Raw genomic sequence first — 20,610 nt, 5'->3', positions numbered from 1 at the left:
GCCGAGCCGTCGCACGACGGCTCCACCACGGCCCTACCAAGGGGAAGACGCACACCTGATGCCGGACCGTAGCCGCCCTTCGTCTCCGCCGCAGGACCCGGAATCCCAGGGACCCGAGTCCCGGGGCCCGGGTGCCCAGGGAACGGGCAAGGACGACGACAACCCCTTCGCGCCGCCGCCGGAGGGGACCCCGGACCGGCCGTGGCAGCCGCGCCGTCCCTCCGGCGACTCCGCGCCGGACGACCAGGACTCGGGCGGGGGCCACGGTTCCCCCTGGGGCAGCCAGTGGAGCGACCGCCAGCCCGGCCGCTCCCAGGGCGGCTTCGGCGAGCGCCCCGGGCAGGGCCAGGACCAGCAGAACGGCCCCGGCAAGGAAGGCCCCTCGGGGTCCGGCGGTGGCGGTGGCGGCATGCGCTGGGATCCGACCGACCCGGCCCAGCGCCGCGCGCGCTACGCCCTGCTCTCCGGCATGTGGGGCTTCTTCTTCGCGCTGTTCGGCTGGCGGTACGTCGCGCTGCTGCTCGGCGCGCTGGCGGTGATGTGGGCGGTCCAGTCGCTGCGCGCGAAGCCGCGGACGCCGGATCCGACGGCACCGGCGCCTGCGACGGCGGCCTCGCCGGGTACGCCCGCCGCGCCTGCCACTCCTGCTACTCCTGCCGCACCCGGGATGCCCGCTCCGGCCGGCCGGTCCAAGAGCGACCCCGCGGCGGCATCGACGCGGCCGCAGACGACCGCCGCGATCAGCGGCCTGGTGACGGGTGGGCTCGCGCTCGTCATGGTGGCGGCCACGTTCACCGCGCAGCTGGTGTACCGCGACTACTACACGTGCGTGGACGACGCGCTCACCAGCACGTCGAAGCAGTCCTGCGAGGACCTGCTGCCGAAGCAGCTGCGACCGCTCTTGGGCGAGCAGGACGACTAGCGGCGACGACTCGTCAGCCAGTCAGCCAGTCAGTCAGCCGATCAGCTAGTTGTCAGTTGTCGGTGCTGCGGCTCTGGCCCGGGGGCGGGGGGCGACGCTCCCAGAGGCGCTCTCCCTCCTCCTTCAGCGCCTGCCAGCGGGCCTCGCGGGCGGCGTCGGCTTGCCAGGTGGGGCTCGGGGGGTGGGGGGCTTCGGGCGGCTTGGGGGGTTCTGGTGGCCTTGGGGGGTTGGGGGAGGCCGGTGGGGCTGACAGGTCCGGTGGGTTCTGTGGGGCCGGTGGGTCCTGTAGGGCCAGCGGGTCCTGTGGGGCCGACGATCGCAGCGGTTCCGACAGCTCCGGCAGTTCCGGCGGTTCCGGGGCTTCCGTTGGTTCAGGCAGCCCGTGCAGTCCGGGCAGTCCGGGCAGTTCAGTCAGCTCCAGCGGGTCCGCCGGACCCGGCATGTCAGGAGCCTCCGACGGCTCCCGCGCCCCGCCGTGCCCGGACCCCGACCGCCCCGGCCACGGAAGCCGCAGCGGAGGCATCGTCGGCCGGGGCAGCCACGTCCGTCGCACCTTCGCGGAGGGCCGCTGCACGAAAGGCCGCCGCGCAGAGGGCCGCCTCAGCCGCCACGCCCGCAGGACCAGCGCCACCGGCACCCCGACCAGGAGCGTCCAGCCGAGCGCCGCCGCCCCCACCTGCCACCACACCGGTCCGAACTCGGCGAGCACCGCCACGCCCATCGGACCGCCCGCGAGCGCCGCGAGTACCGCCATGACCGCCCCGCACACCACCGCCGCCATCGCGGCACACACAGCCGTCCGCCCCGGCGGCCACGCCTCGTCCCGCTCCCCGAAGGCGGGCGCCGCCGCCTGGACCGTGCACCACGCGACCGCGCACCCCGCCGCCACGGGTACCACCGCGGCCGACCAGGTCAGCGGTGACCCCGGCCCCGTCGGCGGCACCGCCGCGAACAGCGGGAAGGGCGGCAGCAGCGGCGCCGCGCCCGCCGCGAGAGGGTTCGTGACGGAGCCCGCGCCGAGGGTAAAGCCGGGCCCGAGGCCGTAGGCCGCGCCCCACACCGCCGCGTTCGGCACGAGGGCGAGGGCCAGCAGCAGCACCGCGAGCCGCCCCGACCACACGTCCGTGACCTGCGTGAACGACAACTGCACCAACCCGGCGCGCAGCACGAGCGACACCGCGACGAGCAGCGCGCCACCGCCGACGAGCACCAGCGCTCCCGCCATCCCGGCCCGGGTGACGGCCACCGCACGGCGGCGGGCGAGGAAGCTCCGTACGAGCGCGGCGCGCAGAGCCACCCGCACCCCCTCGGGAAGCGCGGCCAGCGGGCGGCGCACGACTCCCGGCAGCGGCCCGCACGGCCGGCCGCGCGCCGTCCACACCCCGAGCCCGGCTGCGCCCACCGCGAACACCGGCACGTGCACGACCGCGCTGAGCCAGTCGGGCCGCAGCGCACCGCCCGCCGCGTACAGGGCCGCGGCCCCGCCGACCAGCAGATAGCCGGCCACCACCCCGCACCACGCCGTCTGCCCGGCGTGCCCGCGCCCCTCGGGGGACGCCGCGTCGCGCGCCGCCCGGTGCAGCAGCCAGCCCGGCAGGACGACGAGGAGGAGCGGCGTCACACCGATCGGCGCGGGTGCGCCCGAGAGCGTGTCCGTCCTGATCAGTTCCGTGCCGTGCGCCAAGAGCCAGAGCCCCGCGGCGACGTGCAGGGCGCCGTCGGGTCCGCTGTCCGGGTACGGCGAGCTGATCCACAACATGATGACCAGCACAGCGAACGCGCCGAGCCCCAAACCCGCGGCGACGGCCCCGCCCAGCGCGCAGGTGGCCAGTCCGGGCGAACGATCGCGGGCCCGCGTGCGCGGCGGCTCGGCGGGCGGCGACGAGGCGTGGTGATCGAACGTCTGGGTCACGCGGCCATGCTGCCAACGACACGCGCTTTCTTCCCGTAACAGGCGAATACCGGATGTGTCGCCCAATATACGTTTATGTAATTATTCGTACGGCGGGCAGCCGCGCCCGGCCTCCCGCCGTACGTCGGCCCACGGTGCGGAGAGTCCGACATGCCCCAGAGCCCTGCCACGCCTCTGCCGTCCCCCAAGGAACGCCGCAGGCTGCGCGAGGCGAAGTCGCTGAGCCAGGCCGACATCGCGGCGAAGATCGGCGTCACCCGTGAAACGGTCCGTTCGTGGGAAACGGGCCGGACCGCGCCGCGGGGCCGCAAGCGTGAGGCGTACGTGAAGCTCCTGAACGCGGGGGCCACCCCGTCGGCCGCCAAGCGCGGGCCGAAGTCGCGGACCCCGGCACGCACCCCGGCACGCACCCCCGCACCGGTGGCAGCCACCGCCCCCACGACCGGCACCGCTCCCCCAACCCAGCCCCAGCCCCAGCCGCTCCGGGTGACGACGACGGCCGCGCCCCCGTTCCCCGGCCCGCGCGACCACAGCCCCGCCCAGGCCTTCGACGCCCTCTGCGCCTACTGCGCCCCCGGTCTCGTACGCCAGACGTACCTGCTCACCGGGCGGCGGGGCCTCGCACAGGAGTCGGTGGAGCGGGCCTTCCAGCTGGCGTGGCAGCGCTGGCCCGAGGTGGCGGTCGACCGTGACCCGGCGGGGTGGGTGCGCGCGGCGGCGTACGAGTACGCGATGTCCCCCTGGCACCGCTTCCGACCAGGCCAACGCCACCCGGACGCCCTGCCCGCGTCGGCGGCCGACCGCGCCTTCCTCGACGTACTCCTGAGCCTGCCGCCCGCGCAGCGCCGCACCCTGATGCTCTACGACGGCCTCGGCCTCGACCTGCCGGAGACCGCCGCCGAGACGGAGGCGAGCACACCGGCCACCGCAAAGCGCCTGCTGCACGCGCGCGAGACGGTCGCCGAACAGATGCCCGAACTGGCGGACCCCGAAGTGCTGCACCGGCGCCTGATGGAGGTCGCCGGGGCCGAGGCGCTGCGGCTGCCCAAGGCGGAGCGGGTCAGGACCGGCAGCGAGTACCGCGCCCGCTTCTGGACGCGCGCCGCCATCGCGTTCACGGCACTGATCGTCGGCGCGACAGCGCTGACCCTGCGGAACGCACCCACCCAGTACGAACCACCACAGGCCCCCGGCACCGCCATCAACGGCGTACCACCCCGCATGGGCCCGGGCCCCCTCTCGTACGAGGACACCACCCTCCGCGAAAAACTCCGAGCAGAACTAACCACCGGCAACCCCCGCCTGACCCCCCAACTGCCGTAGGGGCCGGTATCCCAGGGGCGCGGGGAACATCCCAGGGGCGCGAGGAACTGCGCACCAAGCCCCCACCGGGCCGGTATTTAGGGGCGCGGGGAACTGCGCGCCAAGCCCCCACCGACCCGCAGCCGAACCCGCCCCAAAGAAGAAAAGTGGGCCCGCACCTCATGCGCATGAGGTGCGGGCCCACTTTCAACCACTGCTAAACCGACGGAGTCATCCCGCCAGGATCTCGCGCGCCAGCTTCGCCGTCTCGGTCGGCGTCTTGCCGACCTTCACGCCGGCGGCCTCGAGGGCCTCCTTCTTCGCGGCCGCGGTGCCGGAGGAGCCGGAGACGATGGCGCCCGCGTGGCCCATCGTCTTGCCCTCGGGCGCCGTGAAGCCCGCGACGTAGCCGACGACCGGCTTCGTCACGTTCGCCTTGATGAAGTCCGCCGCGCGCTCCTCCGCGTCGCCGCCGATCTCACCGATCATCACGATCAGGTCGGTGTCGGGGTCGGCCTCGAACGCCTCGAGGGCGTCGATGTGCGTCGTGCCGATGACCGGGTCGCCACCGATGCCGACGGCCGACGAGAAGCCGATGTCACGGAGCTCGTACATCATCTGGTACGTCAGCGTGCCGGACTTCGAGACCAGGCCGATGCGGCCCGGCTTCGTGATGTCGCCCGGGATGATGCCGGCGTTCGACTGGCCCGGGGTGATGAGACCGGGGCAGTTCGGGCCGATGATGCGGGTCTTGTTGCCCTTCGACTTCGCGTACGCCCAGAAGGCGGCGGAGTCGTGGACGGCGATGCCCTCGGTGATGACGACCGCGAGGGGGATCTCGGCGTCGATCGCCTCGACGACGGCGGCCTTGGAGAAGGCCGGCGGCACGAAGAGGACGGAGACGTTGGCGCCCGTCTTCTCCATGGCCTCCTTGACGGTGCCGAAGACCGGTACCTCGGTGCCGTCGAAGTCGACGGACGTGCCGGCCTTGCGCGGGTTCACGCCGCCGACGATGTTCGTGCCGTCACCCAGCATGAGCTTGGTGTGCTTCATGCCCGTGGCACCGGTCATGCCCTGGACGATGACCTTGCTGTCCTTGTTGAGGAAGATAGCCATGGCTGTTCTTTCCCTCGTCCCTTACTTCGCGGCCGCGAGCTCGGCGGCCTTGTCGGCCGCGCCGTCCATGGTGTCCACACGCTGCACCAGCGGGTGGTTGGCGTCGCTCAGGATCTTGCGACCCAGCTCCGCGTTGTTGCCGTCGAGGCGCACGACCAGCGGCTTCTCGACCTTCTCGCCCTTGGAGGCGAGCAGCTCCAGGGCCTGCACGATGCCGTTGGCGACCTCGTCGCACGCGGTGATGCCACCGAAGACGTTGACGAAGACGGACTTGACGTCCGAGTCGCCGAGGATGATCTCCAGGCCGTTCGCCATGACCTCGGCGGAGGCGCCGCCACCGATGTCGAGGAAGTTGGCGGGCTTCACGCCGCCGTGCGCCTCACCGGCGTACGCGACGACGTCCAGCGTCGACATGACCAGACCGGCGCCGTTGCCGATGATGCCGACCTCGCCGTCGAGCTTGACGTAGTTGAGGCCCTTGGCCTTGGCAGCAGCCTCGAGCGGGTTGGCTGCGTCCTTGTCCTCGAGCGCCTCGTGGTCGGCCTGGCGGAAGTCGGCGTTCTCGTCGAGCGAGACCTTGCCGTCCAGGGCCAGAATGCGGCCGTCCTTGGTCTTGACCAGCGGGTTGACCTCGACGAGGAGCGCGTCCTCGGCGACGAAGGTCTCCCACAGGGTCACCATGGCCTCGGCGACACCCTCGGCCACGTCGGCCGGGAACTTCGCCTCGGCCACGATCTCGCGGGCCTTCTCGATGTTCACGCCTTCGACGGCGTTGACCGGGACCTTCGCGAGGGCCTCGGGGGTCTTCTCCGCGACCTCCTCGATGTCCATGCCGCCCTGCACCGACGCCATGGCGAGGAAGGTGCGGTTGGTGCGGTCGAGGAGGTACGAGACGTAGTACTCGGCCTCGATCTCCGGGGACAGCTCGGCGATCATCACCTTGTGGACCGTGTGGCCCTTGATGTCCATGCCGAGGATGTCCGTCGCGCGAGCGACGGCCTCGTCCGGGTTCGCCGCCAGCTTCACGCCGCCGGCCTTGCCGCGGCCGCCGACCTTCACCTGCGCCTTGACGACCGACTTGCCACCCAGTCGTTCGGTGGCCTCGCGCGCCGCCTCAGGCGTGTCGATGACTTCACCGGCCAGCACCGGTACACCGTGCTTGGCGAAGAGGTCCCTCGCCTGGTACTCGAACAGGTCCACGCGCGTCCGTCCCTTATCCGTGATCTCGCTGCGATCTGCTGCATTGGTGTCAGCTGTCTGCATGGGCGTGCCGCGGAGGGCAACGTGACTGCGCTGTCACAAGGGAGGCGTAGGACGGAGTCCAGTACGCGGCATGTCCGTCTCGCAGGTTATCGCCGCAGGCCGTGGGTCCCTAAATCGCAGATCACATTTGGGCGGTGATGACGGTCACAGATCGCGGCCGCGAAGTACCGGCGGACGTGCCGACGGGCGGCCCCTGTTGCGCCAGGGACCGCCCGTTTGCTCCCGTTGCTCCAGCGATCAGCCGATCAGCCAGTCGGCCAGTCGGCCAGTCAGCCGGTCAGCTGCTCAGCGGTCAGCTGGTGTGCAGGTAGCTCGGTGTCACGTCCGCGGTGACGCCCCGGACTCCGGTGACGGCGTTGCCCGCGAGGTCCCGTGTGTCAGGGGCGACGGTTCCGGCGAGGTCCCGCGCGAACGGCTGGACCTGCGAGGTGACGCCACCCGCGAAGGGCCGGACATCACCCGTCACACCCTGCGCCAGGCCGCCCGTGCTGTCGCCGACCCCCTGCACGACGGGCCGCACCTGGTCGGCGACGGTCCGCACCAGCGGCGTGGCCGAGCCGACGACACCGTCCGCGAACGGGCGCACGTCCTCACCCACGACCGCCTCCGCGAACGGCGGAACCTCACCGACGACCCCACCGGCGAACGGCCGCACGTCACCGACCACACCCTGCGCCAGCTCCGACGCGTCCCCGGCGGCCTGCCCCGCGACCGGCACGGCACCGTCGACAGCGGTGGCGGCAACAGGCGGCAGCACGGCTGCGGCGGTCTCGTCGGCGATGGGGGTGGCGGTGTCCTGGGCGTGGCCCGTGGTGTGCGCGAAGGTGGAGAGGGGGCCGAAGAGGTAGTCGATGTCGTCGGTGGAGTTGGGGAGGTCGTCTCGGACCTTGTCCTGGGCCTGGTCGTGGACCTGGTCCTGGACCTTGTTCTCGACCTGGTCCTGGACCTTGTCCTGGACCTTGTTCTCGACCTTGTCCTGGACCTTGTCCTGGACCTGGTTCTCGACCTTGTCCCCGACGGCGTCGGACGCCTGGTCCGGCAGCGCGATGGAGTGCTGGGGCAGCTCGTCGGCGCTGGCGACGGCGGAACCGAGTGCCCAGGCACCCGTGACACCGGCGGCTATGACGATGGAACGGCGGATGTTCTTGTTCATGCTTGCGTCGGATCCTTCGAATTCGAGCTCTGACTCACGAGCTCCGGCTGTGAACCCGGTGCTTCCGGAGATGTCCGGTGACCGGAGGGCAGACCTGTACCGCCCCCGCGCGGCAGGTCGTCGCGGGGAAAGGGCTGCCCTAGCCGGGGAATTCGGGAATGTCCCGCTGTCTGTCACGGGTCGGCGCGGGGTCCGCGGGAACCCCGGGCCCGGCCTGCAACCGCACCGGCGCGCGGCTGCCGAACGCGGCGGCGTGCAGATCACCGTGGCGCGAGGAACTGCCCTCGCCCACGGTCGCGTTGCCGAGTTGGCCACCGGGGTGCCCCGGCGCGAAGGGCGGCGGCACGTGCTTCGTACCGTGCGCTGCGTCGCGGCCGTCCGGCTCGGTGCCGGGGTGCCGGTTCTCGGAGAAGCCGGAGAGGTACGAGAGACCAGAGAGGCCGGAGAGGTACGAGGCATCGACACGGGGCCCCACGGGAGCCGACGCCGACTCCGCTGCCTCAGAACGATGCCCGGGCTCGTCCGACCGAACCGACTCGGCCTGCTCGGGAAGCAACTCCGGAGGCTCAACACGTACGACAGGCCGTACAACTGGCCGTACGACAGGCCGTACGACGGGACGGGCAACTGGCCGTACGACATGGCGTACGACGGGCTCCGGAACAGCCCGCGTCACCGCGCGAACAGGCTCCGCCTCCCGCAGCGACCGAACCTGCTCGTCCGGCAGAACCTGCTGAATCTCCCGAACCGGCCGATCCGGCACAACTTGCTGAGCCTGCTGAACCGGCTGAATCCGCTGGACTTGCTGAACTTGCTGAACTTGCTGAACAGCCTGCCCGCCCCGCACCTGCCCGGCGTCACCGACAGGAAGACCGTCCGCCGCGTGCGCCCGCTCCCCGAAGAGGAACCCGAGGACGAGCAGCCCACCGAGCAGCAGGGCCACTTGCAGCCCACGCCGACCGGCCACAGCACGCACGAAGCGCACAGCGGCACCGGACGGAACGTCCGCGGAAACAGCGAAAACCGAGGTCAAGGCGGGAAAGGTCCTCTGAGAGGGTGGGCGAGGCGCGTAGATACTCGCACGGCACGCACGCCGTCGCGCAAGCCCGCTGTCACCGATGCCTGCTCATGTCCCGTTCCCCGCTGCCGTGTCCGGTATGGGAAGAGGGCGCCTTTCGATCGCCGCAGCCATCACCTCCGGGAAGAGGTCCGGCGTGCAGGCGAAGGCCGGCGCGCCCAGCGCCGCGAGCGCCGCCGCGTGCTCGCGGTCGTACGCGGGAGCCCCTTCGTCGGAGAGCGCGAGCAGCGTCACGAACTGCACTCCGGACGCCTTCATCGCCGCGACCCGCTTCAGCATCTCGTTGCGTATGCCGCCTTCGTAGAGGTCGCTGATGAGGACGACGACCGTGTCGGCGGGCCGGGTGATCTGCGACTGGCAGTACGCGAGCGCCCTGTTGATGTCGGTCCCGCCACCCAGTTGCGTACCGAAGAGGACGTCGACCGGGTCGTCGAGCTGGTCGGTGAGGTCGACGACGTTCGTGTCGAAGACGACGAGCCGTGTGTTCAGCGACCGCATGGACCCGAGCACGGCCCCGAACACGGAGGCGTAGACGACGGACGCGGCCATCGACCCCGACTGGTCGATGCAGAGGATGACCTCCTTCTTCACGGACTGGGACGCCCGCCCGTACCCGATGAGCCGCTCGGGGACGATCGTCCGGTACTCGGGCAGGTAGTTCTTGAGATTGACCGCGATCGTGCGGTTCCAGTCGATGTCGTGGTGGCGGGGCCTGCTGACGCGGGCGCTGCGGTCGAGGGCCCCGGTGAGCGTGGAACGGGTCCGTGTCGCGAGCCGCTTCTCCAGGTCTTCGACGACCTTGCGCACGACGGCACGCGCGGTTTCCTTGGTCGTCTCCGGCATGGCCTTGTTGAGCGAGAGCAGGGTGCCGACCAGGTGCACGTCCGCGTCGACGGCCTCCAGCATCTCCGGCTCCAGGAGGAGCGCGGAGAGCCCCAGCCGGTCGATGGCGTCGCGCTGCATGACCTGGACGACGGACGAGGGGAAGTACGTCCGGATGTCACCGAGCCAGCGCGCCACGGACGGTGCCGACGCCCCGAGCCCCGCCGAACGCTCCCGCCCCCGGCCGTCCTTCTCGCCCCCTCCCCCGTACAGCGCGGAGAGCGCACCGTCCATCGCCGCGTCCTGGCCGGTGAGCGCACATCCCGTCCCGTCGGCGCCACCCCCGCCCAACACAAGCCGCCACCGCCGCAACCGCTCATCAGCAGCCCCACTCATCCCGCCACCCCCACACAACCGTCGCCGTCAACCCTTGCCGCGGCCCCGTCGGCACTGTCCCCACCAAGCACCAGCCACCCCAGCCATTCATCGGCCACCCCACTCACCCCGCCACCCCCACACAGCCGTCACCGCCGCCCCGTGCCGCGGCCCCGTCAGCACTGTCCCCACCAAGCACCAGCCACCCCAGCCACCCCACTCACCCCGCCACCCCCACACAGCCGTCACCGCTGACCCCCGCCGCGGCCCCCGTCACCACACGCCCCTCCACCTCTGCTCCCCCTTCCGCTTCCGCCTCCGCTTCCGTTTGTGCCTCCGTCGACAGGCCCAGCAGCAGGTGCACGATCGGCACAACAGCGTCCGCGCGTGCCGCGTCGACCTCGTCGGCGAACCCGGGGAGGCCTCCCCCTGCCCCGCTCAGAGGTCCGCTCCCGGCGCCGGCCCCCGCCGGCCCGCGTCTCACCAGCTCGCCCAACGTCCGCCGCACCCCCGGCTCGTACGCCGAGAAAGTGCGCCGCAGCAACGGCAGTACGTCGGTGAAGGCGCTGTCCGACACCCCGCTCAGCCAGTCGTCGACCAGGCCGAGCAGGCGCTCGTCGTGCACCAGCAGCATCCCGCCGCCGGATCCGCCTCCGACGAACCCCTCGATCCAGGCCGCACCTTCGGCGGGCGCGCTCCCCCGGGACAGCGCGAGCTCCATGAGCCGAGCGACCTCCTCGTCCCCCAACACGCCTGCGTCCAGCAACAGGCGCACGCTCCGCCCCCGCACGACCCCGGCGACGGTGTCCCGCTGCCCCAGCACCCGAAGCACGGAGTGCCAGCGCTCCCGCACCCCCCGTCCCGCCACCGCGTGTGCAGCGTCCACGGCGCCGGGCGCCGAGGGCCGAGGCCCCGGCCCCCCGGTCGGGCCCGGGCGGATGTCGCCGAGCAGCCCCACCGCCCCGTGAACGGCGTCGACGTGCCCCCGCATCTCGACGGCCGCCTCCGCGTCCAGCCCCGCGCACGCGGGCGGCAGCCCCACGAAGATCCGCTCGGCGAGCCCCAGGGCCACCCCGCCGAGAGCCTCGGTGCCGGTCCCCCGGACGTCCCCGTACCGAAGGGACCGCACCAGCGCGGGCAACGCCTGCGCGAGGTGGCCGACGTCCGCGTCCAGCGCCGCGCGGTCCGCCAGTACCCGCATCACCACGGGCAGGGCGTCCGGCAGCTCGGCCAGCAGACACCGCTCGGCGAGCGCGGTGACGTCGGCGAGGGCCCGCGCGTCGACCGCGTCGGACGAGGCCTTGCCCGTGGCAGCGGCGAGGACCGTCGTCCCCCACACCCCGGCCTCGGCGACCCGCACGGAGAGCTCCGGCTCCCACCGCAGCCGCCAGGTCTCCCGGAACGTCCCCGTGCTCCCCCGGGACGCCGCCGGCTCCCCCCAGTGCACGCCGAGCAGCCGCAGCCGGTGCAGCAGTCTGCTGCGCGCGGCGTCCGTCTCCTTGCGGAGGTCGAGCTCCAACTCCCGCTCTGCCGCTTCTGGTTTGAGCCGCAACGCGCGCTGCAGCCGTGTGAGGTCCCGCTGCAGCGGCACGGCGGGCGCCGATTCGGGCACCTCGCCCAGCACGTCCCCCACGACGAGCTTGTCGTGCACGAGCGCGAGCGGCACATCAGAGCCCTCGCACATCACCGCGCGCACGGCGTCGGTCGTCTCGGTCAGCCCGGCCAGTGGCCGCCCCCGCATCGCGGCCAGCGTGTCGGCGAGCCGCACCGCCTCGATGACGTGCGCGGACGAGACGAGCATGTCCTCGTCGCGCAACAGCCCCGCGACCTTCGTCATCCACCGCTCGACGGGCCGGTCGGGCGCGCTGAACAGATGCCCGTACCAGCCTGGGGAAGTGATCCCCGCGCCGTAACCGCTGGCGCGGGAGAGCCGGCGGTGGGTCCACGGCACCCACGTCATCTCGGCCTTCACCTTGGGCAGCCCTTTGAGCAGCGCCCGGTCGGCGCCCACGGTGACCTTCCGCAGCAGCGCAGGGACGTGCCAGGCCCCGCACACCACGGCGACCCGCTCGGCCCCGAACTCTTTCTGCGCGGCGCGGACCTGGAGCCGCATGTACGCCTCACGCACCAGGTCACGGTCGTGCCCGCCGTCCCCGTAGGCCTCGCGGAGCGCCCCCATCGCGTCACCCAGCGCCTCGAACGGCGCGAACGCGTCACCGTCCGCCCCCCGGTGCTCGACGACGTCCTCCCACCAGCGCTCGGGGTCGTCGTACCCGGCGGTCTCGGCGAGGACGCCGATGGGGTCGATCCGCACGTCCCCCGCGCTCCTGTCCTCCCCACCGCCCTCCTCCCCGAGCGGCACCTCAGCGCCTGCCTCTTCCCCTCGCGGCGCCTTCTCGCCTCCCTCTTCCCCCAGCGGCGCCTTCTCGCCTCCCTCCTCCGCCTCGGTACGCAGCGCCAGAGAGTGAGCCGCGGGCAGGTCGATGAAACGCACCGTCGCCCCATGCCCCAGCGCCCACTTGATGGCAACCCACTCCGGAGAGAACTCGGCGAGCGGCCAGAACGCCGAACGCCCCGGCTCGTCCACCACATGTGCGAGCAGCGCCACCGGCGGCCGCATCCCCTCGTCGGCGGCGAGCCGCACCAGGGCGTCGGCCTCGGGCGGTCCCTCCACGAGCACGGCGTCGGGCCGCCCCTCGTCGAGCGCCGCCCGCACCGCACGCGCGGAGCCCGGCCCGTGGTGCCGCACCCCGAGCAGCAGCGGTTCCAGCGCCCTCGTCATGCGCTCACCTCGCGGCACGCGCGGTAGAAGTCCTTCCACCCGTCGCGCTCCCGCACGACCGCCTCCAGGTACTCCTGCCAGATGACGCGGTCCGCCGCCGGGTCCCGCACGACGGCGCCGAGGATGCCGGCCGCGACATCGCCGGGACGCAGGACGCCGTCCCCGAAGTGCGTGGCCAGCGCGAGCCCGTTGGTGACGACGGAGATCGCCTCGGCCGTGGACAGCGTGCCGCTGGGCGACTTCAGTTTCGTACGCCCGTCAGCCGTCACGCCGTCGCGCAGCTCGCGGAAGACGGTGACGACACGGCGTATCTCGTCGATGCCCTCGGGACCCGTGGGCAGGTCGAGGGAGCGGCCGATCTGGTCGACGCGGCGCGAGACGATGTCGACCTCGGCGTCGGCGCTCTCGGGCAGCGGCAGGACGACGGTGTTGAAGCGGCGGCGCAGGGCGCTCGACAGGTCGTTGACCCCGCGGTCGCGGTCATTGGCCGTGGCGATGAGGTTGAAGCCGCGCACGGCCTGCTGCTCCTGACCCAACTCCGGGATGGGCAGCGTCTTTTCCGACAGGATCGTGATCAGCGTGTCCTGCACGTCGGCGGGGATGCGGGTCAGCTCTTCGACGCGTGCCGTCATGCCCTCCGCCATCGCCCGCATCACGGGGCTGGGCACGAGCGCGTCGCGGCTGGGGCCGTGCGCGAGTAGCTGGGCGTAGTTCCAGCCGTACCGGATGGCTTCCTCCGGTGTGCCCGCGGTGCCCTGGACGAGCAGGGTCGAGTCGCCGCTGACGGCGGCCGCGAGGTGCTCGGACACCCATGTCTTGGCGGTGCCGGGGACGCCGAGCAGCAGCAGGGCGCGGTCGGTGGCGAGGGTGGTGACGGCGACTTCGACGATGCGTCGCGGCCCCACGTACTTCGGCGTGATCACTGTGCCGTCGGGCAGGGTGCCGCCGAGCAGATAGGTGGCGACGGCCCACGGCGAGAGCTTCCACCGCTGCGGCCTCGGCCGGTCGTCCTGCGCGGCGAGCGCGGCCAGTTCGGCGGCGAAGGCCTGCTCGGCGTGCGGCCGCAGGGCACCCGACGGATTCGCGGTCGCGGACGTCGTCGAGTCGACGGAAACGGTCATGGAGCGATCCCCCTCCAGCTCGTCCGGACGCGTCTGGCCCGGATATGACTCCACGGTGCACCACGCCACTGACAATCACCCTTCGCGCACCGTTGACCTGCGCAAACGCCTGTCGCCGGGTCGATTGTCAGTGGCTGCGCCTACCTTCGAGACATGACTCAGCAGGGGGTGCGCTGGACGGCGGATCAGGTGCTGGCACTGGCTCCTGACGCCCCGTCGCGCAAGGCGGGAAGCAAACTCGGCGTCGCCGGCCCATGGTCGGAGGCGGGCAGTTCTGGCGAGGGGACGGTGTGGGGGCTGTGTAAGGGCAGTGGCAGCAAGCCGTATCAGACGGTCGTCGACATCGCGGACGCCGCGGGCCCGGCGTACAAGTGCAGTTGTCCGAGCCGCAAGTTCCCGTGCAAGCACGCGCTGGGGCTGCTGCTGGTCTGGGCGGGCGCGGACGGCACCGTGCCGGAAGGCGGAGACCCGCCGCCCTGGGCCGAGGAATGGCTCAAGTCACGGCGCAAGAAGGCCGAGGAGAAGCGGAGTTCGCCCGCGGCGTCCGCGACCTCGGCGGACCCGGAGGCGGCGCGTAAAAGAGCGGAGAAGCGGGCCGAGCGGATCACCGCGGGGGCGTCGGAGCTGGAGCAGCGCCTGTCCGACCTGCTCCGCGGCGGCACCGCCTCGGCCGAGCAGGCGGGGTACGGCGCGTGGGAGGAGACGGCCGCCCGCATGGTCGACGCGCAGGCGCCGGGACTCGCGGCGCGCGTCAGGGAGTTGGGGGCGATCCCGTCCTCCGGCCCCGGCTGGCCCGCGCGCCTGCTGGAGGAGTGCGCGCTGCTCCACCTCCTCGACCAGGGCTGGCTCCACCGCGACCGGCTGCCTGCCGACCTGGCGGCCACGGTCCGCTCGCACGTCGGCCTGCCCGCGCACCCGGAGGGCCCGCCGCTGCGGGACCACTGGCTGGTCCTCGCGCAGTACGACACGGCTGACAGCAGACTCACCACACGCCGCATATGGCTATACGGCACGGAATCCGGCCGCACCGCGCTCCTTCTCTCGTACGGCGCCGCGGGCCGCGCGCCCACACTCGCCCTCCCCGTGGGCCTCGCGCTCGACGCCGAGGTGACCGCCTATCCGGGCGCGTCCCAGCCGCGCGCGGACCTGGGCGAACAGTTCGCGGCCCCGGCCCCCACCGCACACCGCCCCCCGGGCGTACGTACGGAAGAGGCCACCGTCCGCTACGGCGAGGCGCTGCGCGGAGACCCATGGCTGGAGTCCTGGCCGGTCACGCTCTCCGAGGTGATACCGACCCCGCACGAAGGCTCCTGGCAACTGACGGACTCCAAGGGCACCACCGCCCTCCCCCTGTCCCCAGCCGCCACGTCCAGACCAGGACTGTGGCGTCTGGTCTCCCTGTCCGGAGGCGCACCGCTGACGGTGTTCGGCGAGTGCGGCCATCAAGGCTTCACACCCCTCACGGCCTGGCAGAAGGACTCACGAGAGCCGGTGTCGCTGTGCTGACGACCGCACACCAGAGCGCGAACACACACGAGAGCGCAAACAGACACCAGAGGGCAACCGCACACCAGGAGACACACGCACAACACCAGGGGACACACGCACACCAGGAGACACGCATGCCTACTCCAAGCCCCGCCCCCGCCTGGGACGACCTGGTCACGGCAGCCTTGCTGGGCACCGACCGCCGCGCGCTGCCGCCCGCCCTTCACGCCTCCGGCAAGGAGGCACCACTCGCCCTCTTGGACGCGGCGGCGGTGCAGACGGTGCGCCGCAGGGCGGGCCTGCGCCCGGCCGCGGCCGCCACGCCGCCCGAGCCCGCCGCGGACGATCCCAGGCCCCAGGTGCCGCCCGCGGCCCGACGCAGGCTCGCGACGCTCCTCGCCGACCAGCCCGGCACCGGCAGCGGCGGCCGCCGCGGGGCCGCACCCGATCTGATGGAGCTCCTGCCCCAGTGGCTGGCCCTGGCCAACGCGCGAGGGTACGGCGCACCACCGGAGCTCCTGCCCGCGCTCCTGAACGCGGCCCGCGGCCGCACGGACCTGCGCCCCCAGGCACTCACCTTCGCGGGCCCGAGAGCTCTCTGGTTGGCCCGCCTGAACCCCGACTGGAAGTTCGCACTCCGCGCCACCCCGGGAGGCGGCGTGGCGCTCCCGTCCACCGACGACGCACAGAGAGTCAGGCAGCTCTGGGAGGAGGGCCTCTTCGCCGAGCGCGTGGCCCTCCTCACCGCGCTGCGCGCGGAAGACGCCCGCATGGCCCTCGATCTGCTCACCTCCACCTGGTCGACGGAGCGGGCGGAGGACCGTCTGATGTTCCTCGATTCGCTGCGCACGGGCCTCTCCGCCGTGGACGAGCCCTTCCTGGAGCAGGCCCTCACCGACCGCAGTCGCAACGTCCGCTCCACAGCGGCGGAACTGCTGTCCGCGCTCCCCGTATCGGCCCTGGCGGGCCGGATGTCGGCACGCGCGGCCTCCTGCGTGGCCGTCGACCACACATCGAGCACGCCGACCCTCACCGTCGAGGCGCCGCACGAGTGCGACGCGGGCATGGAGCGGGACGGCGTCGTCCCGAAGCCCCCCACCGGCCGGGGCGAGCGCTCCTGGTGGCTCGGCCAGCTCGTGGAATCGGCCCCGCTCGCCACTTGGCCGCCCCGGCTCGGCAACCGCACCCCGGCGGAGATCGTGGCGCTCCCGGTGGCCGACGACTGGCGGGGCGAACTGCACGCCGCATGGTGCCGCGCGGCCGTACGCCAGCGTGACGTCGCCTGGTCCAGAGCGCTGCTCGGCGCCCCCGCCTCACCCGACGCGGCGGGTCCGGGCGCCGTGTCCCTCGCCGAGCGGGCCAAACTGCTCGCCTCCATGCCTGCCGCCGAGCGCGCGGACTGGGTGGCGGGGTTCATAGCGGCACACGGCCTGTCGGAGGCGTTCCAACTGCTCGGCGTCTGCGCGGTGCCCTGGGCCGGCCCGCTCGGCCGGGCCGTGGTGGACGCCCTGAACATCGCGCGCGACGCGGGCAGTTACCCCTGGAGCTTCAGCGGAGTGATGGGCCTGGCGGAACGCTGTCTGGACCCGGCCGAGGCGGTCCGTCTGGAAGCGCTCACCGCGGTCCCCGACGAAGCGGAGGACGCGTCACCCGGCGCGGGCAGCTACTGGTCGGAAGCGTTCCAGCGCCTGGTCACCACCCTGCGCCTCCGCGCGGCGATACGCGACGAACTCCCCCCGCCGCCATGACGTCCACCGAGACGATGCGCCGATATGACGCCGACCACGGCAGACGGGCGACGGGGAATGCCTCAGACGGCCTGTCGCACGTTCCCCCGAACCCACTCCACGATCGACGTGGTGGTGGCCCCGGGCGTGAAGATCTCCGCGACGCCCTTCTCCTTCAGCGGCGCGATGTCCGCCTCCGGGATGATGCCGCCACCAAACACCTTGATGTCCTCCGCGTCCCGCTCCTTCAAGAGCTCCAACACGCGCGCGAACAGCGTGTTGTGCGCTCCGGAGAGGATGGAGAGGCCGATCGCGTCGGCGTCCTCCTGGATCGCGGTGTCCACCACCTGCTCGGGCGTCTGGTGCAGCCCGGTGTAGATGACCTCCATACCCGCGTCACGCAACGCCCGCGCGATCACCTTGGCCCCGCGATCGTGCCCGTCGAGCCCCGGCTTGGCGACCACCACGCGGATCGGCCCGGCTGCCACACCCATCACTGCCTCCATGTACCGATATCCGTACCGACAAAGTCTGTCCCGGCACAGATACCCCGCACCGCACCGGCCGGGGAAGTGAACGAACGTTATCCCCAGCATCGCGCAAGCGGCAGTTTCGCGGTGGAGAGCGAGGGGGAAATCACACGTGGGACACGTTCGCTGCGCGCCCGTCCGTAACCCAGGGGTTCACGCTCCGCATCCGGACCAGGCGCGAGGGGAGCCGCAACGAGACGCCGGGCCACCGCGCCGGCAGCCGCACGGCGTGGTGACACCGCGCATCGGCGATGCAACGGGGGCACGGAGTCACCGCAGGGCGGTGGCCGGGATCGCCATCGCACAGCCGACTCCTCGACCACGACTCCCCCTAGGGCACACGGGGGACAGAGCCTCCCTTCCGTGCGCCAAACGGGAGGTCGACGATGCCGGTCACGAAAGCCCACGCGGGGGCCCGCCCCTTTCGTCCACTCGGTTCGCTGCTGCCGAAAATCCTCGGCCTGACCCCACTCCCGGCACTTGCGTCCCTCCTGCCCCTCCCATCCCTCCCCGCCCTGCCGGCCAAAGTGGCCGGCCTCTCCGGGGCCCTGCTGAAAGCGACCGCGCTGGAGCTGACGATCCTCACGGGCCACCTGCTCCTCTACCCCTCGGGCATCGCCCAGGAGCGCAGGCCGGCCCCGGTCCAGCCGCCCCCCGGCGCGCCCCGGCTCCCCCCGGACGGCAGGCCTCCGGTCCTGCTCCTGCACGGCTTCATCGACAACCGCTCCGTCTTCGTACTGCTGCGCCGCGCGCTCTCCCAACACGGCCGCCGGGTCGAGACCCTCAACTACTCTCCGTTGACCTGCGACATCCGCGTCGCCGCCGAGCTGCTCGGCCGCCACATCGAAGAGATCTGCGAACGCACGGGACACGCCCGGGTGGACATCGTCGGGCACAGCCTCGGCGGCCTGATCGCCCGCTACTACGCACAACGGCTCGACGGTGACGCACGCGTACGCACGCTGGTCACACTCGGCACCCCGCACGCCGGCACCCGCGTCGTACCGCTCGCGGACGCCCACCCGATCGTCCGGCAGATGCGTCCGGGCTCCGACGTGATCCAGGAACTCAAGGAGCCGGCACCGGACTGCCGCACGCAGTTCGTGAGTTTCTGGAGCGACCTGGACCAGATCATGGACCCGCTGGAGACGGCCTGCGTCGACCACCCCGACCTGCTCGCGCAGAACGTCCGCGTGACCGGCATCGGTCATCTCGCGCTGCCGGTGCACCCCGCCGTCGCGAACGGCATACGCCAGGCACTCGACCTGGCGAATCCAGGAGCCGACGCCAAGAGCGCACCGGGCGGACTGACGGTCGCCTGACCCGGCCCCACCTCACCCGTCACATCCCGCCCCCACACCCCCGTTCACCCCCACCTCTATCGAACGAACCTCGAACGCAGAGCCAAGGCTGTGCCCACAGTCCCCCGAAAGACGGCCGAATGCCCGTTTCCTGAAACCGTGAAACCTGCCGAAGATTGTCGCGCCCGTATACCGCCGGGTACAGTCGCCGCACTGCTCTGCCCCTGCTGCCGAGGCGAAAGAGAAGTTGGTGAACGACCGTCACCCGTCGGGGAGCTCGACTCCCCCGTCCTCGGCACCCGGCGCCGACCAACCGCACTACACGACGTACGACCAACAGAGCGCCCAGCACGGCGGGTACGGCTACGACACCTACTCCACCGGCAGCTTCGCCACCACCGGTTTCGACACCGGAAGCTTCGAGACCGGAAGCTTCGACACCGGTACTTTCGCCACCGATCCGCTCTTCGGTGACATGCCCGGCACCGGCGCCGACACCGGCCACGACACGGGCCAGTGGGCGACCACCGCGGCCACCGCGGCCACCACGGCCCCGCCGCAGCGGACGACGCTCGCCCAGGACCCGTACGCCGCGCAGTACTACGCCGACACGTACGACACCGGCAGCTACGACACCGCCTCCATGTGGTCGACCGGTGGCTACCAGCAGCTCGCCGACATCCCCTCGCAGCCGGGCCCCGACTCCACGGGCCAGTGGGACACCCCCGCCTGGGACCAGACGCCGCAGCCCGGCGAGTGGGACACGCAGACCTTCGACACGAGCGCATACGACCCGCACGACGCGGCCCCGCCGCACGAGGCCGAGCAGCCCGACCCCCACCAGTACGAGCTCGACGCCGACACCGACGCCGCGTACGGGACCACCGATCCCGAACCGGCCGCCGCGGACTCCCGGAGCGCCGCTCCCCGCACGTCCCGCGCCACCCGCGGAAAGAGCGGCGGCGACGGCGGCCGCTCCAGGACCCGCCGACGGACCCCCGCCAAGCGCTCCGCCCTGTTCACCGTCGCGGTGCCCTCGGCCTGCGTGATGGGCGTCGCCGGTGTGGCCGCCGCCTCCGTGGGCAACTTCGGCGCGGACGACGAGAAGAAGGAAACGGCGGCATCGGCTCCGGACGCCGCGCCCGTGCAGCCCTCCGCCGCCAACAACAAGCTGGACACCCAGCTGGCGAACCTCTCCGCCGACGCCGGCGACTTCGCGGACCGCGCGAGCCGCACGCAGGAACGCATCGACCTCAAGGCCGAGAAGGTGGCCGCCCAGAAGAAGGCGGCAGCCGAGGCGGCGCGCAAGGAGCGGCTGCGCCCCAAGTTCGCCCTGCCGGTCAAGCAGCACGGGCTGAGCGCCTACTACGGCCAGGCGGGCGTCAACTGGATGTCCGCGCACTCCGGCATCGACTTCCCGGTGTCGTACGGCACGGAGGTCCTCGCCGCGACCGACGGCACCGTGTCGACGAAGTGGAACAGCGCCTACGGCAACATGGCGATCGTCACCGCCAAGGACGGCACGGAGACGTGGTACTGCCACCTCTCCACGCACAAGATCTCCAGCGGTCCCGTGAAGGCGGGCGAGCCCATCGCCTTCTCCGGGAACTCCGGCAACTCCACAGGACCGCACCTGCACTTCGAGGTGCGGCCCGGCGGCGGCTCGGCGATCGACCCGCTGCCGTGGCTGCGCAGCCACGGCCTCGACCCGACGTAAC

At 72.3% G+C, this 20,610-nt stretch carries 15 protein-coding genes; 6 read left to right on the top strand and 9 right to left on the bottom strand.

Annotated features, from left to right (window positions below):
* The first annotated feature begins 58 nt into the window (after positions 1 to 58).
* Positions 59 to 922 carry a hypothetical protein gene (locus ACH4D5_RS09650; protein ID WP_398300340.1) on the top strand — a complete coding sequence of 288 codons (864 nt, stop codon included), beginning with the start codon at positions 59 to 61 and terminating at the stop codon, positions 920 to 922.
* A 52-nt stretch (positions 923 to 974) separates the two neighbouring features.
* Here ACH4D5_RS09650 and ACH4D5_RS09645 read toward each other — a convergent pair whose 3' ends face one another.
* On the bottom strand, positions 975 to 2,834 hold the full coding sequence (locus ACH4D5_RS09645) for a DUF6350 family protein (RefSeq protein WP_398300338.1): 1,860 nt from the start codon (positions 2,832 to 2,834) through the stop codon (positions 975 to 977).
* 150 nt (positions 2,835 to 2,984) lie between these two features.
* Between ACH4D5_RS09645 and ACH4D5_RS09640 the strand changes: the two genes are divergently transcribed.
* Positions 2,985 to 4,157 carry a helix-turn-helix domain-containing protein gene (locus tag ACH4D5_RS09640; RefSeq protein WP_398300336.1) on the top strand — a complete coding sequence of 391 codons (1,173 nt, stop codon included), beginning with the start codon at positions 2,985 to 2,987 and terminating at the stop codon, positions 4,155 to 4,157.
* Between the two features lie 210 nt (positions 4,158 to 4,367).
* On the opposite strand, the gene sucD is transcribed toward ACH4D5_RS09640, so the two are convergent.
* From sucD to ACH4D5_RS09605, 7 genes are all read right to left on the bottom strand, one after another.
* Positions 4,368 to 5,252 carry a succinate--CoA ligase subunit alpha gene (gene sucD / locus ACH4D5_RS09635; RefSeq protein ID WP_398300334.1) on the bottom strand — a complete coding sequence of 295 codons (885 nt, stop codon included), beginning with the start codon at positions 5,250 to 5,252 and terminating at the stop codon, positions 4,368 to 4,370.
* Positions 5,253 to 5,273: 21 nt separating this feature from the next.
* Entirely contained in the window at positions 5,274 to 6,452 is a 1,179-nt protein-coding gene (gene sucC / locus ACH4D5_RS09630; protein WP_398300332.1) for an ADP-forming succinate--CoA ligase subunit beta, read from the bottom strand.
* 355 nt (positions 6,453 to 6,807) lie between these two features.
* Complete coding sequence (locus ACH4D5_RS09625) at positions 6,808 to 7,668, bottom strand: hypothetical protein (protein WP_398300330.1); 861 nt, start codon at positions 7,666 to 7,668, stop codon at positions 6,808 to 6,810.
* A gap of 139 nt (positions 7,669 to 7,807) precedes the next feature.
* Positions 7,808 to 8,143, bottom strand: coding sequence for a hypothetical protein (locus ACH4D5_RS09620; RefSeq protein WP_398300328.1), 336 nt, complete (start codon positions 8,141 to 8,143; stop codon positions 7,808 to 7,810).
* 651 nt (positions 8,144 to 8,794) lie between these two features.
* The gene (locus tag ACH4D5_RS09615) at positions 8,795 to 9,964 is read right to left on the bottom strand and encodes a VWA domain-containing protein (protein ID WP_398300327.1); all 1,170 of its coding nucleotides are present in this window, start codon (positions 9,962 to 9,964) and stop codon (positions 8,795 to 8,797) included.
* A gap of 199 nt (positions 9,965 to 10,163) precedes the next feature.
* Entirely contained in the window at positions 10,164 to 12,725 is a 2,562-nt protein-coding gene (locus ACH4D5_RS09610) for a DUF5682 family protein (RefSeq protein WP_398300325.1), read from the bottom strand.
* Positions 12,722 to 13,846 (bottom strand): AAA family ATPase, encoded by a 1,125-nt coding sequence (locus ACH4D5_RS09605; protein WP_398300323.1) that lies wholly within the window; start codon positions 13,844 to 13,846, stop codon positions 12,722 to 12,724. Before ACH4D5_RS09605 ends, ACH4D5_RS09610 begins: the two co-directional genes overlap by 4 nt.
* A 153-nt stretch (positions 13,847 to 13,999) precedes the next feature.
* Between ACH4D5_RS09605 and ACH4D5_RS09600 the strand changes: the two genes are divergently transcribed.
* Complete coding sequence (locus ACH4D5_RS09600; RefSeq protein ID WP_398300321.1) at positions 14,000 to 15,352, top strand: SWIM zinc finger domain-containing protein; 1,353 nt, start codon at positions 14,000 to 14,002, stop codon at positions 15,350 to 15,352.
* A gap of 116 nt (positions 15,353 to 15,468) precedes the next feature.
* Positions 15,469 to 17,082 carry a DUF5691 domain-containing protein gene (locus tag ACH4D5_RS09595; RefSeq protein WP_398300319.1) on the top strand — a complete coding sequence of 538 codons (1,614 nt, stop codon included), beginning with the start codon at positions 15,469 to 15,471 and terminating at the stop codon, positions 17,080 to 17,082.
* A 62-nt stretch (positions 17,083 to 17,144) separates the two neighbouring features.
* On the opposite strand, the gene ACH4D5_RS09590 is transcribed toward ACH4D5_RS09595, so the two are convergent.
* On the bottom strand, positions 17,145 to 17,555 hold the full coding sequence (locus ACH4D5_RS09590; RefSeq protein WP_398300317.1) for a cobalamin B12-binding domain-containing protein: 411 nt from the start codon (positions 17,553 to 17,555) through the stop codon (positions 17,145 to 17,147).
* 422 nt (positions 17,556 to 17,977) lie between these two features.
* Here ACH4D5_RS09590 and ACH4D5_RS09585 point away from each other — a divergent pair, with 422 nt between their 5' ends.
* Positions 17,978 to 18,913: a lipase family alpha/beta hydrolase gene (locus ACH4D5_RS09585; protein ID WP_398300316.1), complete on the top strand. Its 936-nt coding sequence runs from the start codon at positions 17,978 to 17,980 to the stop codon at positions 18,911 to 18,913.
* Between the two features lie 229 nt (positions 18,914 to 19,142).
* Complete coding sequence (locus tag ACH4D5_RS09580) at positions 19,143 to 20,609, top strand: peptidoglycan DD-metalloendopeptidase family protein (RefSeq protein ID WP_398300315.1); 1,467 nt, start codon at positions 19,143 to 19,145, stop codon at positions 20,607 to 20,609.
* Position 20,610: the final 1 nt, after the last annotated feature.

It is taken from the genome of Streptomyces sp. NPDC018029, from assembly GCF_044327655.1.
Lineage (GTDB): Bacteria > Actinomycetota > Actinomycetes > Streptomycetales > Streptomycetaceae > Streptomyces.
The sequence above is the reverse complement of the archived record's forward strand: the minus strand, read 5'-3'. Positions and strand labels throughout refer to the sequence as shown.

Coding starts and splice junctions, on each gene's coding strand:
- ACH4D5_RS09650 (WP_398300340.1), top strand. CDS start 59: ATGCCGGACCGTAGCCGCCCTTCGTCTCCGCCGCAGGACCCGGAATCC.
- ACH4D5_RS09640 (WP_398300336.1), top strand. CDS start 2,985: ATGCCCCAGAGCCCTGCCACGCCTCTGCCGTCCCCCAAGGAACGCCGC.
- sucD (WP_398300334.1), bottom strand. CDS start 5,252: ATGGCTATCTTCCTCAACAAGGACAGCAAGGTCATCGTCCAGGGCATG.
- ACH4D5_RS09625 (WP_398300330.1), bottom strand. CDS start 7,668: ATGAACAAGAACATCCGCCGTTCCATCGTCATAGCCGCCGGTGTCACG.
- ACH4D5_RS09615 (WP_398300327.1), bottom strand. CDS start 9,964: ATGAGTGGGGCTGCTGATGAGCGGTTGCGGCGGTGGCGGCTTGTGTTG.
- ACH4D5_RS09610 (WP_398300325.1), bottom strand. CDS start 12,725: ATGACGAGGGCGCTGGAACCGCTGCTGCTCGGGGTGCGGCACCACGGG.
- ACH4D5_RS09605 (WP_398300323.1), bottom strand. CDS start 13,846: ATGACCGTTTCCGTCGACTCGACGACGTCCGCGACCGCGAATCCGTCG.
- ACH4D5_RS09600 (WP_398300321.1), top strand. CDS start 14,000: ATGACTCAGCAGGGGGTGCGCTGGACGGCGGATCAGGTGCTGGCACTG.
- ACH4D5_RS09595 (WP_398300319.1), top strand. CDS start 15,469: ATGCCTACTCCAAGCCCCGCCCCCGCCTGGGACGACCTGGTCACGGCA.
- ACH4D5_RS09590 (WP_398300317.1), bottom strand. CDS start 17,555: ATGGGTGTGGCAGCCGGGCCGATCCGCGTGGTGGTCGCCAAGCCGGGG.
- ACH4D5_RS09585 (WP_398300316.1), top strand. CDS start 17,978: ATGCCGGTCACGAAAGCCCACGCGGGGGCCCGCCCCTTTCGTCCACTC.